This window comes from Acinetobacter sp. USHLN143 (assembly GCF_037145695.1).
GTDB classification, from domain to species: domain Bacteria; phylum Pseudomonadota; class Gammaproteobacteria; order Pseudomonadales; family Moraxellaceae; genus Acinetobacter; species Acinetobacter fasciculus.
Genome location: NZ_JBBCWZ010000012.1, coordinates 21,606 through 38,302 on the forward strand (window position 1 = coordinate 21,606; position 16,697 = coordinate 38,302).

Below are 16,697 nucleotides of genomic sequence, written 5' to 3' on the forward strand. Positions count from 1 at the left end.
TTTGCTTGAAAATGACGCAACAATCATCACATATATCTGCAGATTGCAGGTGAAAAATAGGCTTTAGGTGAACGAAAACGCACGCCCCCATATTGAAAAAATCCTGGCGAATATGACCAGCCTACCCGGGGTCTACCGGATGTATGGCAAAGATGGTGAATTATTGTATGTGGGTAAAGCCAAAAACCTGAAAAACCGGGTCTCCAGCTATTTTGTCAAAACGCTGGATCATCCCAAAACTCAGGCCTTGGTGGCACGGATTTATGATATCCAGACCTTGGTGGTACGTTCTGAAACTGAAGCCTTGTTGCTGGAACAGAACCTGATCAAGCTGCATCATCCACCGTATAACATCATGCTGCGTGATGACAAATCTTATGTCTATATTTTTGTTTCGGCAGATAAGCCCTATCCGCGTTTAGCCAGTGGGCGTGGCAAGGGCAAGCACCAGGTGGGCAAGTTTTTTGGACCTTATCCAAGTGCTTATACGGCGCGGGATACTTTGGTGGTGCTACAAAAACTGTTCAATGTACGTTCCTGTGAAAACAGTTTTTTTGCCAACCGGACCCGTCCTTGTCTGCAATACCAGATCAAACGCTGCTCTGCGCCCTGTGTCGGATTTATTTCTCCGGGAGACTATAAGGCAGATGTCGATAACTCGATCCGATTTTTGCAGGGCGATACCAAGGAGCTGAATCAGGAACTGATCGCAAAAATGGAAGCGGCCGCTGAAGCGCTGGAATTTGAAAAAGCGGTGTTCTATCGTGACCGGATGGCATTGTTAAGAGACGTACAGTCGCAGCAGGCGATCTATAAGCTCAAAGGCGAAGCCGATATCCTGTCGATTGCCTATCAGGCCGGGGTGACCTGTGTGCAGATCATGCATGTGCGCAACGGCAAAATGCTGGGTGGAAAAAGTTATTTCCCAGATATGCTCAGTGATGACCTGGGGCAGATGCTGGCCGATTTTATTGCCAATTTTTATTTTCAGGTGGCCGATGAAATTCCGGCTGAACTGATTGTTAATCTGGAAGTGGCTGATCGTAAAGAACTGGAAGCAGCACTCTCGCAGCATTTTGGCAAGAAAATCCAGATCAAGTCCAAAGTCCGCGAAACCCGGGCCGAATGGCTGGAACTGGCGCAGATGAATGTACAGCACGCGATTCAGGGCAAGCTGGCCAATCATATAGAATTAAATGAGCGTTTTCATCAGCTGGAGCAGGTGGTCGGCCGTCCGGTAGACCGGATCGAGTGCTTCGATATTTCACATACCATGGGCGAAGATACCGTGGCGTCCTGTGTGGTCTTTGACAGTGGCGGAGCACGCAAGCGCGATTATCGCCAGTTTTCCATTCAGGATATTCAGGCAGGTGATGACTATGCCGCCATGCGTCAGGCGCTGACCCGTCGTTATAAAAAAGCCCTGTTGCCAGACTTGCTGCTGATTGATGGTGGCAAGGGGCAATTGCACATGGCAATGGAAGTCATGCAGGAACTGGGACTAGATGCCTTTATGGTTGGTGTGTCCAAAGGTGAGGGACGTAAGCCCGGTCTGGAAACCCTGCACTTTACCGATGGCAGTAAAATTCAATTACCGGAGGACCATAAGGCATTGCATCTGATTCAGCAGGTACGTGATGAAGCACACCGCTTTGCGATTACCAAGCATCGTGCCAAACGCGATAAAAAGCGTGGTTCATCAGTGCTGGAAGTGATTCCGGGGCTCGGACCAAAACGCCGTCGGGATTTGCTGACCCATTTTGGCGGGATTCAGGGCGTACTGAAAGCCTCAGAAAGAGATCTGCAACTGGTACCGGGACTGGGTTCAGTCATGGCCCGGATGATTTATAAAGTGCTGCATGAATGACGCGTGGCTTAAATGCAAGGGCCAAAGTGCGCATTGACGCTTGGGTCACGTGACATTCACAACCTGAAGAATTTTGCCGAATATACTGAGCATCAAGACTTACTGAGGGATCAACATGTCTTTGCATGCACTTTATGCACAAATTGCCGAACAGGAATGGGTAGAGTTTCCACAGGGATGGTTACAGGGTCGTACTCTGTATGGTGGTCTGGCTGCCGCGATGATGATGCAAAAAGCCGTCACTCACATCAATGATCCGGCCAAGCATTTGCTGAGTTGCAGTGTGACCTTTGTCGGCCCGATTCAGCAAGCCAAAGTACGACTGAGTGCCGAAATCCTGCGGCAGGGCAAGTCGGTGACCACGATTGAAGTGCGCTTATGGCAGGACGACGCGGTGCAAAGTATTCTGATTGCCAGTTTTGGTATTTCCCGTGATTCAGAGATTCAGGTTCAGCAACAAGCTCAGGCACCCGACTATGCTGCGCCAGAGCAGCTGTTTCAGATTCCTGCTGGCTATGGCATGCCAGACTGTTATGATCATTTCGAAGTGGCCTGGGCGGATGTCAATCTGCCTTGTAGTGCCAGTTCTCGTCCGGACTTTGGCGGCTGGTGCCGTTTCCATCCCGAAAAGCATTGCAACCGTGAATTTCTGGTCGCCGACTTGATGGCCATCTTTGATATCTGGCCACCCGGGGTGTTACCGATGTTTAAAAACATGGCGCCTGCGAGTAGTCTGACCTGGACAGTGACCTATGTGCATCCGGTTCAACATCAATTGCATGATTGGTTTAAATATAAAGTATTTACCGACTATGCTGCGGATGGTTATACGACGGAGCATGCCTATCTCTGGGATGCCGAAAATCGCCTGATTGCGATGGCAAGACAAACAGTGACGGTGTTTGCCTAGTGACACTGCAAGTCAATTCGTATAAAGTGAAGCCTATTAATGATGGATCAAATCTCTAAAAAAGTGTGCATTTTCATCGTACATGAGGGGAACAATTGGCGGTGTCTATGACTACAGGTCGTATCCTGAATATTCCAAATATCTTGACCTTGGCGCGTATCGCTCTTATTCCGGTATTTTTATTGGTGGCTTACTGGCCGCCTGCAATGGGCTTTGATGCCCATAACCCAGACATGACGCGGCATATTATTTTAACCACGATCTTTGTGGTGGCTGCGGTAACGGACTGGTTTGATGGCTATCTGGCACGAACATTAAATCAGACTTCCGCTTTTGGGCGTTTCCTCGACCCAGTTGCAGATAAATTGATGGTCACGGCTGCATTGATTGTACTGGTGCAATGGCAACCTTCCATGTCGATGGCTTTTGCTGCGATTGTGATTATTTCGCGTGAAATTACCGTTTCAGCCCTGCGTGAATGGATGGCAGAACTCGGTGCGCGGACCAATGTTGCGGTTTCAACGGTGGGTAAATACAAAACAGCTTTCCAGATGATCGCCATCACCGTATTCCTGCTGAACTGGCCACCGCTGGAAATACTGGCATATGCCTTGCTATACACCGCAGTCGTACTCACTTTATGGTCGATGTTCATTTATCTGAAAGCGGCTTGGCCATATCTGAAACAGCCTTAATTGAAATGAAAAAAGAAGCTCCTTGAAAGGGGCTTTTTTTATACGCTTAAATCATCAAGCCAATCGGCAAATTACAGGCAAAAAAATACCCAGCCTTTGGGGGAAGAACTGGGATGAAATCGGGGTATTTGTTGCTTGTTATTATAGTTATTCAAAGATATCTCATCTTCTTAGGGCTTATTATAGAGATGTGATTTTTTTAAATCATGTGGCTTCTTGTAGCAGAATGTTGTGTTTTGTGATTACTCTGTATATCGCTTTTACAATCCATTATTTTGATACAAATATGAATGTTTTTCAGCAGGATAGTGACTGACTCGATAGACGAAATAGGATAAGTGAAAATCTGTTTTTTGTGCCCTAAATATTGGTTAGTAAGATTTGCTAGATTTAGTCAAAAAATCCCCTGAGATAGGGGATAGATTTATGCCTACGCGGACTTCATCTTTGTCTCGTGTGACAAAAGAAAAGCAGGGCTTTAATGTGAAAAGCTTCTGTATGGGGAGCTCTTTACATTCAAAACTACGTGCTTCGCTGGTCTTGAGTAATGTTTAGAACAACACATAAAAAAGAATCTCCAAAGTTGGAGATTCTTTTAGATTAAAGTCTACGCGGACTTCGTCCTTGTCTTACGTAAAAAAGAAAAGCAGTGCTTTCTTTTTTACTCAGGCTTCAGCCCTTCGGCTTTTTCTAGGGATGCATCATTGTTAAAGAACTTTTCACGCTGTTCTTCAAGAAACTTTTTCGCATCTGCTTCAAACACGTTCAAACGCTTTTCATTAATTAGCGTAGTCTGGTGTTTTAGCCATTCTTGCCAAGCCTGTTTAGACACGGTGTCAAACAATTCCTGACCCTTTGGCCCCGGGAATGGAGCAAAGTCTAAACCTTCCATGTCCGCCTGATACTTACGGCAAAAAACTTGTCGAGACATATCCATACTCCAAAATTATGCGTAAAGTTGTTCCAAACGCGCATGTGCACGCTCAATGGCTGCTTTCACTTGAGCAGGCGCGGTGCCACCAATGTGATTACGGGCATTCACCGAAGCTTCAAGAGTTAGGGCTTTTTCAAATACGTCTGCTTGAATCAGGTCAGAGAACTGTTGCAGTTGTTCGAGTGTCAATTCAGACAGGTCTTTAGATTCTTGTACACCGAGTGCAACCGCTTTACCTACAATCTCGTGCGCATCACGGAATGCAACGCCGTTTTTCACCAGGTAATCAGCTAGGTCAGTCGCAGTTGAGAAACCACGCAGCGCTGCTTCGCGCATTTCAGCAATGTTTGGAACCAGTGCAGGAATCATGTCAGCAAATGCCATGAGTGAACCACGAACTGTATCGATCGCATCGAACAATGGCTCTTTATCTTCCTGATTGTCTTTGTTATAGGCTAGAGGCTGGCCTTTCATTAAAGTCAGCAGGCTCATCAAATCGCCATAGACACGGCCGGTTTTACCACGTACCAGTTCAGGCACATCCGGATTTTTCTTCTGCGGCATGATTGAAGAGCCAGTACAGAAGCGATCTGGAATATTCACGAATTTGAACTGTGCAGATGTCCATAGAATCAGTTCTTCAGACATACGTGATAAATGCATCATAATTAAAGATGCAGCGGCATTAAATTCAATCGCAAAGTCACGATCCGATACTGCATCCAGCGAGTTTTCAGCAACAGCTTCAAAACCTAGCAGTTCAGCAGTATAAGCACGGTCGATTGGATAAGTAGTACCTGCAAGTGCAGCAGAACCAAGCGGCATACGGTTGACACGCTTACGGCAATCAATCAGACGTTCTGAATCGCGTACCAGCATTTCAAACCAAGCCATGAGATGATGACCAAAAGTCACTGGCTGAGCGGTTTGCAAGTGGGTGAAGCCAGGCATGATGGTGTCGGTGTTTTTAGCCGCTAAGCTTAAAATACCTTTTTGTAATTTTTTCAGTAATTCCAGGATGCTATCGATTTCATCGCGTACATAAAGACGGATATCTGTAGCCACCTGGTCATTACGGCTACGACCGGTATGCAGTTTCTTGCCAGTAATGCCGATACGTTGAGTCAGGCGTGACTCAATGTTCATGTGGACATCTTCTAAATCAATGCGCCATTCAAAGTTGCCTGCTTCAATATCGGCTTGAATCGCTGTCAGACCTTCAATAATGTCATCGCGTTCTTGCGTGGTCAGTACGCCCACTTTTGCCAGCATGGTTGCATGGGCAATCGAGCCTGCAATATCTTGTTTATAAAAACGTTGGTCAAATTGAACAGATGCTGTAAATTCAGCAACAAAAGCATCAGTCGCTTCAGAGAAACGACCGCCCCACATACCCGAAGTATGGGCGTGTGATGGATTAGAGGAATTAGAAGATGTGGTCATGTCGGCTCAATCAGATTAAAAGCAGTAGAACGAAAAAGAGTATAACAAATTCAAAGCCCATTGCCGAAGTCACATCTGCTCAATCTTTTACATCGATAAACGAACAGACGCAAAATTCCTATTTTTTTAGCCAGATCGGCAATCTACGCTATTTGCTGGAACTGTTTGCTGGCGGCAATATTCTGGCCATGATTCTGGCGCTTGCAGAAGCGCAATCCTGGCAGGCTTTGAATGGAATGCACCTGCTGCAATATATCCTGTATATCAACTGGGTACTGTTATGTTTTGCAGCACTGGTCGAGCTGTTCCATCAAGCCTTTCAACGTATGGGAATCAAACTGGCTTTGATTTCTGGATTTCTGCTGTTACAGGCAATTGTACTGCTCACTACGGTGAACCTGAATATCTTGATATATTTTGGACAGAATTTTAATTTTCAGGATTTAAACCTGGCGATTGCGCTGGATCAGGTTGGACTCCATTTAAGTCTGGGAATTTTACTGGGAACCTTCTGTTTTCGTTATCTTTACTTGCGTGAACAATGGGAGCAGCAGCAGCATAGCGAGCTGAATGCTAGAATTCAGGCCATGCAGGCACGGATTCAGCCGCATTTCCTGTTTAACAGCATGAATAGTGTGATCAGCCTGATCAGTATCGATCCGGATAAAGCCGAGCACATGCTGTTGAATTTGTCACGGTTATTTCGTGCCAGTTTTCAGGAATTAAAACTGGTCAACCTGCAGGAGGAAATTGATCTGTGCCAGCGCTATCTGGAGATTGAGCAGATCCGTCTAGGTGAGCGTTTGCAGGTGGAATGGAAGTTAGAAAACAAAGACTTATACTCACAAGTTCAAATTCCATTATTAACTTTACAACCCTTGTTAGAAAATAGTATTTTCCATGGAGTTGAAAAAATTCTCACAAAGAGTACCATAAGCATATTGGTTGAAATATTGCAAAATCAAATTAATATCATCATAACCAACCCTTATGCACAGGATAATAAAATTTTAAAAAAGGGACATGGTATTGCAATAGAAAATGTTAGACAGCGTCTGCAAGCTTATTATGGACCTAGTGTGACTTTTCAAACCTTTGCCGGCGAAGGGATGTTTACGACGGTAGTGCGATATCAATATAAATAAAAATAAATCAAAGAAATCGCAGTTGGCTTTATCATTCATCTGATGAGGTTAACTGGGTAAGGAGGAGAAATGGACATCCTGATTTGTGATGATGAGCCTTTGGCCGTCGAGCGTTTATCACGTTTGGTCTCTCAACTGGGGCATGATGTGGTGGCGACAGCAAGCCATGGCCGTCAAGCGATTGATCTGGCTCACCAATACGAACCCGATGTCATCCTATTAGATATTCAAATGCCTGAAATGAATGGACTAGCTTGTGCGCAACATTTGCGTCAACTGGATCCAATGCCGGCCATTGTCTTTTGTACGGCCTATGACCAACATGCGCTGGATGCATTTAAATCAAATGCCGAAGGCTACTTGCTTAAACCGGTGATGCAACAGGAATTGGCACAGGTTTTAGAGCACTTAACTAAACTTACCCAAGCTCAAATGAGCCAACTAAAACAAAAAGAAAATATGGACGAAATCAATATCAGCCGCCAGCAGATTGCGGCAAAGACCTATCGTGGTGTCGAATTGGTGCCAGTTGAAAATATCTATTATTTTCTGGCGGATCAGAAATATGTCACTGTGCGTCATAAAAACGGCAGTGTATTGATTGATGAAACCTTAAAGGAGTTAGAGCAGGAGTTTGGGAACCAGTTTATCCGGATTCATCGTAATGCCTTGATCTCGGTGCATTATCTGGATGGTCTGGAAGTGGTGAGTTCTGGTCAGTATCAGGTACGTTGTCGTGAGCTGGACGATCGTTTGGCGGTTAGTCGGCGACATTTACCGTTTTTACGAGATCGGATTCAAAAGCTTTAGCAGGGGATGAATGAGAGCATTGAGTTGAAACTTATATAAATTCACTTGCATTTTCAAGTGAGCAGGTTAAGTTTAGACTATTGTTCTCATTTACTGTTATTGAAATTTATGAAGACCCTAAAAATTGCAACTCGACAAAGTCCACTTGCGCTTTGGCAAGCGGAACACATCCGTGCGCGCCTACAAGATTTGCAAGCTGGTTTGCAGGTTGAGTTAGTCACTTTTGTTACACAGGGCGATAAAATTCTAGATACACCACTGGCTAAAATTGGTGGAAAAGGACTGTTTGTAAAAGAATTAGAAGCCGCTTTACTGGATGGTCGTGCAGATCTGGCTGTGCATTCCATGAAAGATGTCCCGATGGCCTTGCCCGAAGGTCTGAGTCTGGCAGTGATCTGTGAACGTGAAGATCCCTTAGATGCCTTTGTGTCGAATACCTACACTAGTTTTGAAGAATTGCCACAAGGCGCCAAAGTCGGAACCTCAAGCTTGCGCCGTAAAACCCAGATTTTAAAACAGCGTCCAGATCTGGATATTATCGATTTACGCGGTAATGTCGGCACACGCTTGTCCAAACTGGATGCTGGTCAGTATGATGCGATTATTCTGGCCAGTGCCGGTTTAAAACGCTTGGGTCTGGCAGAACGCATTCGTCATACTCTGACGCCTGAAGTCAGTCTGCCGGCCGTGGGTCAAGGTGCGCTAGGTTTGGAATGCCGTACTCATGATCAGACGGTGCTGGACTTGATTCAGCCACTCCTGCATGCGGATACAGATGCGTGTGTACGTGCCGAACGTGCCTTTAATGCCTATCTAGAAGGCGGCTGTCAGGTGCCGATTGCCGGTTATGCCACGCTCAAAGAGGGTGTGATTTCAATCGAAGGTCGTGTAGGCAGTATCGATGGAGCAGTTTTGCTCCGGGCACAGCAGACTGGAAAAACGGCAGATGCAGAGCAATTGGGTGTGAAGCTGGCAAAAGACTTGCTTGATCAAGGTGCTGGCGAGTTGCTGAAAGCACTCTATTCACACTGATGTTATTGATTAATACCCGCCCCAGTGATCGTGCTGCAGGTTTGACCCAGCAGTTACAGGCAGCGCAAGTGTCTGTTTTAGAATTGCCTTTGCTCGAACTGCATGCCATGCCTTATTCCGATGAGCTGTCGAGTTTGTATCAGCAGCTGGAGCAGGCACAGATTATTGTGGTGGTTAGCCCGACGGCCGCTCAGATTGGCATGCAATATTTACAACAGGCGGGTATTAAGCTCTCGGCCTTGGCGCAGGTGCATTGGGTGGCAGTGGGCAAAGCCACTGAACAGGCATTGGCGAGCTACGGCATTCATAGTCATGTGCCTGAGGTCGAAACCTCGGAAGGCATGCTGCAATTGCCTGTGTTGAAGCAACTGGCTTCTGGCTCAGGTGTAGCCTTCTGGCGCGGAGAAGGCGGTCGTCAATTTATGATGGATCATTTACGTGCCAGCAATATTAAAGTTTTAAACTTTATTTTGTACCGGCGGCAATGTCCTGAAACGACGGTAACGATTTTGGCAGAGAACTTGTCGCTGCTTAAGAGGCAGCAGCGTTTTGCAGTTCTGATCACTAGTGAGGCAAGCTGGTTAAACTGGCTGGCAATTATGCAGGATAGTGCAGAGTTCATACAGCAAGCCTGTTATTTGGTTTTGGGGCCACGTTTGGCCACTATTCTTGGGGAATATCAACAGCAGCATCAGGCAAGTTTTCAATTCGTACAAGTCGATGATTTAGAGGCAAATACGATCTTGCAGAAAATGAGGCTGATATTAGGGAACGCATGAAGAAACTATTCATTGTAGTGTTCATCTTGAGTATGGCGTGGCTCATCAAGCTTAGCTATGACTTTCATGTTCTGAATACAGCACAGACTGAATTCAATCAAAGCATCAATCAGTTACAGCAGCAAAATGCCAATCTCAATGATCAGTTCGTGGCTTTAAAACGCCAGATTTCTGCTCAGCAGGAAAGTGCTAGGGCTACTTCAGCAAAAGCGCCAGTAAGTGAAGCGGTAGCTAATGAAACACAGAATGATATTGCCTTAGTACAGCAACATCTGGATCTGATCGAATTTGCACTGCAACAGCAACAATACGCCACTGCGATTGAGAAATTAAATCAGTTATCCAATGAGCTGGATGATTATATTTTAGCGCCTGCCTTGGTCAGTAGTTTGCAGCAAGTAATTGCAAAAGATCAGGACATGCTGAAAAAATTCGTGAACAGCCGATTAGTGCAGCAAAATAAAGTAAAAGAAGTTTTGGTGCAGATGGATACTGAAATTGAAAAAGAAATTCGGACACCATATCGTCAGCGTCCAGAAACTCAACGCTCTTTCTGGCAGCGCTGGGTTCAGATTGAATCCGCAGATCAGCCAAGCATAGTCTTGATGCAACGGCATCTGGTACTGAAAGAGGCCCAATTGCGCTTGCTCATCGCACAAAATACCTTGCAAAAAGACCAATCCGTCGCTTTTCAGCAAGCACTGAATGCCGTGATTGAAGTCTTGGAGCAATTGCCGGATGCACAGAGCCAAAAATGGATTCAGCAATTGAATCAAATTAAGGCCACCCCGATTACTCCGATTCCATTATTAAACACACGCACCCTAGTGGGCTAATTGCTTATGAAACAGATTCTGCTGGCCTATTTATTTGTCTGCCTGCTTGGCATTGCGGTGCTGAGTATCCTGAGTTATGGACATGGGGCTGGCTATGTCTATCTGTATTGGCGCGAGTGGCAGTTACAAACCACCCTCTGGTTTTTGGCCGCATCCTTGGTCAGTGTAAGTTTTTTGATGCATTGCATCTGGTATGCGATCAAGCAGTATCGCAGCCGTGAACAGCGTAAAACTGAAACAGTCTTTAGTTTTTCCCGCTTGCACCCTTATGAACAATTGGCAGTCATCTGGTTATTAAACGCTGCTCAGGATCAGCGGGATTTTATTCAGCAGTCTTTCACCAAGTCGGGTTTACTCAAGCATATTATTGATGCACGTTTATCTTGGGGACAACAGCAATATACCCATGCATTAACTGCTTTAAACCAATCCAATCCCATGGCATTTGAATTGGCAGAATTGCAACGGATTGAAATTTATTTATCACAACAGCAAGGTGAACAAGCACTTACCCATTTGGAGTTTTTAAATCAGCATGAATTATCACCTTGGTTAATGCAGGTTAAAACAGCCTATGAGCAGCGCCTTGTTGCATTATGGGGAGTATTTGCCATGCAGTTTCCCTGGTTATATTTACGCTCGACTCAATATGGGCATTTAGACCAAGAAGTAAAAAAATCATGGCTGGAACAATTATTACTGGCCTATGACCAAGCCACACAGGACGATTTATTTTATTTACAGCAACGTTATTTAGATTTAAAACCTCAGATATTTGATCGTGACTATTCGGTCAAATTATTATGGTTGAAATTATTATTTAGAATGCCAGAAATGAGTGCCGAGCATGAAGTGCTTGCGATTCATTTAATGGAACAGCAATTTAATCAGGATGTCTTTTATTTGTGGTTCCAGCAACAGTTATTGCGGCAAAATCCAGATTATGATGCGATTGCACAACAGATTTCGCACTGGGAAGCCAAATATCCGGCATTACCGATTTTAAGCTTTGCGAAATGGCATGTGTTGCAAGCTACAGGCTATACAGATCAAGCTCAGCAATTGCTCGACTTATATCCGGATGATATCCGGATGAGTTATTTAAGAATTAAAGCTGCCTTACAAGATCGGGAGGACTTGCTACAGCAGTTAAATGCAGTATTTGAATCGAATGTAAACTTTATAGAAATTAAGACTTGAGAATAATGATGTCAGAATTAAAACAATATCCAGTTATTTATGAACAAACAGTTGCATGGGGCGATATGGACGCCTTTGGACATGTCAATAATGCCATGTATTACCGTTATGTCGAAAGTGCACGTCTAGCTTATTTAACCCAATTAGAAATTCTCACTGAATCGGTATCTACCGTAGTGGCATCCAATCAGTGCCGTTATTTAAAACCCGTGGTTTTTCCTGATCATTTAAAAGTGGCAGCACGTATTGAAGAAATCCGTAATAGTGCAGTTAGAATGCAATATGTATTATGGAGTGAAAAACAGCAAAGTATTGTTGCTACTTCAGAAGCAGTTATTGTCTGTGTCGATAAAAAGACCATGCAGAAAACAGAAATTCCGGAACATATTCGCGAAAAAATCAAAGCACTTGAATTAAGCGTTCAACATGAAATTTAAAAATGAATGAAGCATTTTATTTTGTAATTTTTTTTAAACTTTATTGTTATTGCTTTAAGGTTTTATATTGAATGTTTTATTTAATATAAATATGATGGGTCTATTATTTAATAAAATGAATAATATTATTTTTCGGAGAGCATTATGCCAGATATTACGCATTTATCAGTAGAAGAGTTAAAACGTTTACAAGCAGAAGCAGAATCGCTGATTGCTTCAAAAAAAGATCAAGAAATTGAAGACGCTTATCAGCAAATCTTGGCAGTTGCTGAGAAAGTTGGTATGACGGTTGAACAGTTACTTGAATTTGGTGCATCTAAGCGTAAGAAATCGTCACGTAAGTCGGTTGAACCGCGTTACCGTAGCAAAAGCAATCCGGACGATACCTGGACTGGCCGTGGTAAACAGCCGCGCTGGTTGGTGGCTGAATTGGAAAAAGGCGCAAAGCTGGACGATTTCCTGATCTAAGCCTTCATTTGATCTGGTCATTAGGCTGTCATACAGACAGTCTATGATCATTAAACCAAGCATACCTGCTTGGTTTTTTTATATCTATGAATTGGCGTTGGCAGAAAAGTGTGCATAATGTGTGGGTATAAGGGGAAAATTATAAATGGGGATTTGGACTTGAGCGATTGGTCGTGGTGGGGATGAGCAGTAAACCGAAAACTTTAAGATGGTTGATCCTTGCTCTTGTTGCATTTTTTATTTTTGTCGTATTACAAGTGCCAGCAGCCTGGTTAATTTCAAAATTTTATAAAAATAACCAGACGTTGCTTAATGTAAACGGAAATATCTGGCAGGGAAGTGCGGACTGGAAAAAAGGCAATCTTCGGGGCAGTCTGAACTGGAAAGTACGGCCTCTGGATTTGCTGTTGCTGCGGGTTGGGGCACATGTGGATTTGCATAGCGGCAATACCCAGCTTTCCGGGATCATGGCTTATGGTCTGAATAAGTCTTTGATTGTCAAAAATCTTGAAGGGCAGATCGCGCCTGAAACTCTAAAAAAACTTGCAGACTGGCAATGGCCGAGTACTGCGATTCAGTTTAAAGATCTGGATTTTAAATATAAAAAAGAACAGGGTTTCAGTCAGGTGACTGGGCAAATGCAATGGGCGGGTGGTGAGCTGATTTATACATTTGCTCAGCGCCAGGAACGCATGAATGTACCCGCCATGACTGGAAAACTCGCAGATGAAAGTGGACAGCTGTTAGTTGATGTTCGGGATAGTCGCGATCAACGTATGCTGAATATCAAGCTTGATCCGAGTCTGATGCTGGATATCCAGCTCACCCAGCGCTTTTTAATGAATGCACCTTCTTATGAAGGTAAAGCCGGATTAGATACCTATGTGATCAGTACCCGCCAACCCTTAATGGGAGGCTTGAATTGATGACAGTTTCTCTGAATGATTTAAAAAATATTGAACTGAAACAGCTCAATCGTGCTGCACCTGTGGTTTTGTTACTGCTCATCCTGTATCTATGCTGGAAGCTGGCGGCTTTGTTCTGGTTGCTGATAGCTCCACCCCAGGCCATGCAGCTGGATCGGGTTGAACTGGGTTCGCAACAGCCGCAAATTCCGAATATCGGTGCATTTTCGCTGTTTCAGGAAGTTGGGCAGTCTGCGGGTGTGGTTGAAACCGCCAATATCATTTTACAAGGGGTGATGGTCGCCAGTCCAAGTTATAACTCTTCTGCGGTACTGAAAATCAATGATCAGGTCGATCGTTACCGTGTCGGGGAAATGTTGGCCAATAGCGGTTTTGAGTTGGCTGAAGTGCATTGGGATCGGGTTATTTTGCGTCGATCCACAGGTGCTACTCAGGAAATCTTATTCAAAGGTCTGGAAAATGGCTTGAATCAGCCGATTGTGCCGGAAACATCAGCATCTTCAAGTTCAATGCCTGCTATGCCTTCTAATAGTGGTATGCCTGAGCAGCCTTCGCCACAGAATGAAATTGGTCGGGCCATCCAGCAGATGCAGGAAAACAAAGACCAGTATTTACAGAATATGGGGGTGAGTGCAGCAGATGGTAGTTATGAAGTGACTTCACGGACGCCGGCTGCACTGCGTAATCGCCTGGGTTTAAGACCGGGCGACCGGATTTTGTCTTTAAATGGCCAGACGCTGAGCCAGGGACAGACCGAAGCACAATTACTGGAACAGGCCCGACGTGAAGGTCAGGTCAAACTCGAAATAAAACGTGGTGATCAGGTGATGACCATACAACAAGATTTGAAGTGATGTGTCATCACGCATAGGGTTAGGAAACACGAAAGTTTATGGCTTTATTTAATAATAATCGATCAGCATGGGCATTCTGTGTGGCCGCACCGTTAATGGCTATGGTCAGTACGGCGAGTTATGCACAAACCTGGAAAATCAACCTTCGAGATGCTGACTTAACTGCATTCATTAATGAAGTGGCCGATATTACCGGCAAAAACTTCGCAGTCGATCCGCGGGTACGTGGCAACGTGACGGTCATCTCCAATAAAGCCCTGAATAAAAATGAAGTCTATGACCTGTTTTTAGGCGTACTGAATGTCAATGGTGTGGTGGCGATTCCTTCGGGTAACACCATCAAGCTGGTTCCGGACAGCAATGTCAAAAGCTCAGGCATTCCCTATGATGCCAGAAGCCGTGCCAGTGGTGACCAGATTGTGACCCGAGTGTTGTGGCTGGAAAATACCAATCCGAATGACTTGATTCCTGCATTACGTCCTTTAATGCCGCAGTTTGCCCATTTGGCGGCGGTGCCGGGTACGAATGCCTTAATTGTGTCGGATCGTGCCAGCAATATTTACCAGCTGGAAACCATTATTCGTAATCTGGATGGCACCGGTCAAAATGATATTGAAGCGGTCAGTTTACAATCCAGTCAGGCCGAAGAAATGATTGGACTGATCGAGTCCATGACTGCCACCGGTGGAGCTAAAGATGTCCGCGGTTCACGGGTGCGGGTGATTGCAGATACTCGTACCAACCGGATCATCATCAAAGGTGATCCCACGACGCGCAAACGGGTGCGTCAAGTGATCGAAACTCTGGATGTGCCGGCTGCGGATCGTTTGGGCGGTTTAAAAGTTTTTCGTCTGAAATATGCCAGTGCCAAAAATCTTGCGGAAATCTTGCAGGGGCTGGTGAGCGGGCAGGCGGTGAACAGTAGTAATTCAAATTCAGGTAGCACAACCTCGACCTCGTCTTCACTCAGTTCCAGCAGCAATTTAAATAACAACAATACCAGTACGGGTTCGAGTAGCAACACCTCTTCAGGCATTCAGCTGAATACCGGCATGAATAATGAGCAGGGCGGAATTACCAGTTTTAATGGTAATAGCGTCAGTATTATTGCCGATACCACGCAAAATTCTCTGGTGGTGAAAGCGGATCCACAACTGATGCGAGAAATTGAATCAGCAATTGACCAGCTGGATATCCGTCGTCAACAGGTGCTGATCGAAGCCGCGATTATTGAAGTGGAAGGAACCGATGCGGATCAACTCGGTGTGCAATGGGCCTTGGGTGATATCAGCAGTGGGATTGGGCTGGTGAACTTCGATAATTTTGGGACTAGTCTGAAAAATATTGCGGCCGGTTATCTCACCGGTGGTGGTGCAGGTGCTGCAAGTGCCGTGGGCGCGGGCAGTTCACTGGTACTCGGTGATTATCGTGAAGGCAGTGATGGTTCCCGTCGTCTGTATGGTGCGATGATTCAGGCACTCAAAGAAACCACTAAATCCAACCTGTTGTCTACGCCGTCGATTGTGACCATGGATAATGAAGAAGCTTATATTGTGGTGGGTGAAAACGTACCTTTTGTGACAGGCTCAGTGTCTACAGGTGCTGCTGGAGTTGCTAATCCCTATACCACCATTGAACGCAAGGATGTCGGGGTCACTTTAAAGGTGGTCCCGCATATTGGCGAAGATGGTACGGTACGCCTGGAAGTGGAACAGGAAGTTTCTGATGTCAAGGCCAGTAAAGGGCAGGCACAGGATCTGGTCACCAGCAAGCGAGCGATCAAAACCTCAATTCTGGCCGAACATGGACAAACCATTGTCCTTGGTGGTTTGATCTCAGATAACACCAGTTATGGGCGTCAGGCTGTACCTGGTCTGGGTGCGATTCCAGGCTTGGGACGTTTATTCCGTTCAGAAGGTAAGTCCAATCAGAAGCGTAACCTGCTGATTTTTATCCATCCAACCATTGTAGGCGATAAAAATGCAGTGCGTAAACTGACCCAACAACGCTATAGTCAGCTATATAGTCTGCAACTCGCACTCGATTCGGACGGGAACTTTGCCAAGCTGCCAGAAAGTGTTGAAGATGTGTATCAACAGCGAATTCCAGTATCCAGAACGCCATTGCAAAACTCGACTTATCAAACTGTGCCGACCGCACCCGTTCAGGCGCAGCCAGCCAATGTAGTTGTTACGCCGGTAGCGATAGAACCAGTGATTCAGCGACAAGTGGTAGAACCCGTCCAACAGGTAGAAAAAAGTAAAAATACCGTTACAACAACCACACTTAGACCCAAAAGCTAAGTCATTCGCATTTGCAGACAGCATGTTATGATAATGTCAAAGAGAACAGAGAAGTAAC

At 45.2% G+C, this 16,697-nt stretch carries 16 protein-coding genes; 14 read left to right on the top strand and 2 right to left on the bottom strand.

The genetic code is table 11. The features are described 5' to 3' along the window. Positions 1–67: 67 nt before the first annotated feature. The 3 genes from uvrC to pgsA all read left to right on the top strand — a co-directional run bounded on the left by uvrC (position 68) and on the right by pgsA (position 3,472). The gene (uvrC, locus tag WFH18_RS05335; RefSeq protein ID WP_005105418.1) at positions 68–1,867 is read left to right on the top strand and encodes an excinuclease ABC subunit UvrC; all 1,800 of its coding nucleotides are present in this window, start codon (positions 68–70) and stop codon (positions 1,865–1,867) included. Positions 1,868–1,982: 115 nt separating this feature from the next. Then, positions 1,983–2,777 carry a thioesterase family protein gene (locus WFH18_RS05340; protein WP_004647301.1) on the top strand — a complete coding sequence of 265 codons (795 nt, stop codon included), beginning with the start codon at positions 1,983–1,985 and terminating at the stop codon, positions 2,775–2,777. 107 nt (positions 2,778–2,884) lie between these two features. Further along, the gene (gene pgsA, locus WFH18_RS05345) at positions 2,885–3,472 is read left to right on the top strand and encodes a CDP-diacylglycerol--glycerol-3-phosphate 3-phosphatidyltransferase (protein ID WP_004278637.1); all 588 of its coding nucleotides are present in this window, start codon (positions 2,885–2,887) and stop codon (positions 3,470–3,472) included. Between the two features lie 661 nt (positions 3,473–4,133). Here the strand turns inward: pgsA and WFH18_RS05350 are convergent. After that, positions 4,134–4,403, bottom strand: a complete 270-nt coding sequence (locus WFH18_RS05350; protein ID WP_004278636.1) for an oxidative damage protection protein — start codon at positions 4,401–4,403, stop codon at positions 4,134–4,136. Between the two features lie 15 nt (positions 4,404–4,418). Further along, positions 4,419–5,849 carry an argininosuccinate lyase gene (gene argH, locus WFH18_RS05355; protein WP_004278634.1) on the bottom strand — a complete coding sequence of 477 codons (1,431 nt, stop codon included), beginning with the start codon at positions 5,847–5,849 and terminating at the stop codon, positions 4,419–4,421. Between argH and WFH18_RS05360 the strand changes: the two genes are divergently transcribed. The 11 genes from WFH18_RS05360 (at position 5,840) to gspD (ending at position 16,639) form a co-directional block, all read left to right on the top strand. Continuing rightward, positions 5,840–6,994 (top strand): sensor histidine kinase, encoded by a 1,155-nt coding sequence (locus WFH18_RS05360; RefSeq protein ID WP_004278635.1) that lies wholly within the window; start codon positions 5,840–5,842, stop codon positions 6,992–6,994. The genes argH and WFH18_RS05360 overlap by 10 nt on opposite strands. Positions 6,995–7,063: 69 nt before the next feature. Then, positions 7,064–7,804 (top strand): LytR/AlgR family response regulator transcription factor, encoded by a 741-nt coding sequence (locus WFH18_RS05365; RefSeq protein WP_004278633.1) that lies wholly within the window; start codon positions 7,064–7,066, stop codon positions 7,802–7,804. Positions 7,805–7,912: 108 nt separating this feature from the next. Beyond that, positions 7,913–8,836, top strand: a complete 924-nt coding sequence (gene hemC / locus WFH18_RS05370; RefSeq protein ID WP_005105424.1) for a hydroxymethylbilane synthase — start codon at positions 7,913–7,915, stop codon at positions 8,834–8,836. Further along, positions 8,836–9,615: a uroporphyrinogen-III synthase gene (locus tag WFH18_RS05375; protein ID WP_005250448.1), complete on the top strand. Its 780-nt coding sequence runs from the start codon at positions 8,836–8,838 to the stop codon at positions 9,613–9,615. Before hemC ends, WFH18_RS05375 begins: the two co-directional genes overlap by 1 nt. Then, a complete protein-coding gene (locus WFH18_RS05380; protein WP_005105429.1) occupies positions 9,612–10,451 on the top strand; it encodes a hypothetical protein in 840 nt (279 codons plus the stop codon). The genes WFH18_RS05375 and WFH18_RS05380 overlap by 4 nt, the downstream gene beginning before the upstream one ends. A 6-nt stretch (positions 10,452–10,457) precedes the next feature. Next, on the top strand, positions 10,458–11,651 hold the full coding sequence (locus tag WFH18_RS05385) for a hypothetical protein (RefSeq protein WP_005250450.1): 1,194 nt from the start codon (positions 10,458–10,460) through the stop codon (positions 11,649–11,651). 8 nt (positions 11,652–11,659) lie between these two features. Next, positions 11,660–12,088, top strand: coding sequence for an acyl-CoA thioesterase (locus tag WFH18_RS05390; RefSeq protein ID WP_004729290.1), 429 nt, complete (start codon positions 11,660–11,662; stop codon positions 12,086–12,088). A 141-nt stretch (positions 12,089–12,229) separates the two neighbouring features. Continuing rightward, a complete protein-coding gene (locus WFH18_RS05395) occupies positions 12,230–12,556 on the top strand; it encodes an H-NS histone family protein (RefSeq protein WP_026055760.1) in 327 nt (108 codons plus the stop codon). A gap of 182 nt (positions 12,557–12,738) precedes the next feature. Beyond that, a complete protein-coding gene (gene gspN, locus WFH18_RS05400; RefSeq protein WP_336754659.1) occupies positions 12,739–13,482 on the top strand; it encodes a type II secretion system protein N in 744 nt (247 codons plus the stop codon). Then, positions 13,482–14,336: a type II secretion system protein N gene (locus WFH18_RS05405; protein ID WP_005250460.1), complete on the top strand. Its 855-nt coding sequence runs from the start codon at positions 13,482–13,484 to the stop codon at positions 14,334–14,336. Before gspN ends, WFH18_RS05405 begins: the two co-directional genes overlap by 1 nt. A 38-nt stretch (positions 14,337–14,374) precedes the next feature. Next, positions 14,375–16,639 carry a type II secretion system secretin GspD gene (gspD, locus tag WFH18_RS05410; protein ID WP_336754660.1) on the top strand — a complete coding sequence of 755 codons (2,265 nt, stop codon included), beginning with the start codon at positions 14,375–14,377 and terminating at the stop codon, positions 16,637–16,639. The last annotated feature ends 58 nt before the right edge of the window (positions 16,640–16,697 follow it).

Bases quoted from the DNA above. Each gene is read 5' to 3' on its own strand.
- WFH18_RS05340 (WP_004647301.1), top strand. From the start codon at position 1,983: ATGTCTTTGCATGCACTTTATGCACAAATTGCCGAACAGGAATGGGTA.
- pgsA (WP_004278637.1), top strand. From the start codon at position 2,885: ATGACTACAGGTCGTATCCTGAATATTCCAAATATCTTGACCTTGGCG.
- WFH18_RS05350 (WP_004278636.1), bottom strand. From the start codon at position 4,403: ATGTCTCGACAAGTTTTTTGCCGTAAGTATCAGGCGGACATGGAAGGT.
- WFH18_RS05360 (WP_004278635.1), top strand. From the start codon at position 5,840: ATGTGGTCATGTCGGCTCAATCAGATTAAAAGCAGTAGAACGAAAAAG.
- argH (WP_004278634.1), bottom strand. From the start codon at position 5,849: ATGACCACATCTTCTAATTCCTCTAATCCATCACACGCCCATACTTCG.
- WFH18_RS05365 (WP_004278633.1), top strand. From the start codon at position 7,064: ATGGACATCCTGATTTGTGATGATGAGCCTTTGGCCGTCGAGCGTTTA.
- hemC (WP_005105424.1), top strand. From the start codon at position 7,913: ATGAAGACCCTAAAAATTGCAACTCGACAAAGTCCACTTGCGCTTTGG.
- WFH18_RS05375 (WP_005250448.1), top strand. From the start codon at position 8,836: ATGTTATTGATTAATACCCGCCCCAGTGATCGTGCTGCAGGTTTGACC.
- WFH18_RS05380 (WP_005105429.1), top strand. From the start codon at position 9,612: ATGAAGAAACTATTCATTGTAGTGTTCATCTTGAGTATGGCGTGGCTC.
- WFH18_RS05385 (WP_005250450.1), top strand. From the start codon at position 10,458: ATGAAACAGATTCTGCTGGCCTATTTATTTGTCTGCCTGCTTGGCATT.
- WFH18_RS05390 (WP_004729290.1), top strand. From the start codon at position 11,660: ATGTCAGAATTAAAACAATATCCAGTTATTTATGAACAAACAGTTGCA.
- gspN (WP_336754659.1), top strand. From the start codon at position 12,739: ATGAGCAGTAAACCGAAAACTTTAAGATGGTTGATCCTTGCTCTTGTT.
- WFH18_RS05405 (WP_005250460.1), top strand. From the start codon at position 13,482: ATGACAGTTTCTCTGAATGATTTAAAAAATATTGAACTGAAACAGCTC.
- gspD (WP_336754660.1), top strand. From the start codon at position 14,375: ATGGCTTTATTTAATAATAATCGATCAGCATGGGCATTCTGTGTGGCC.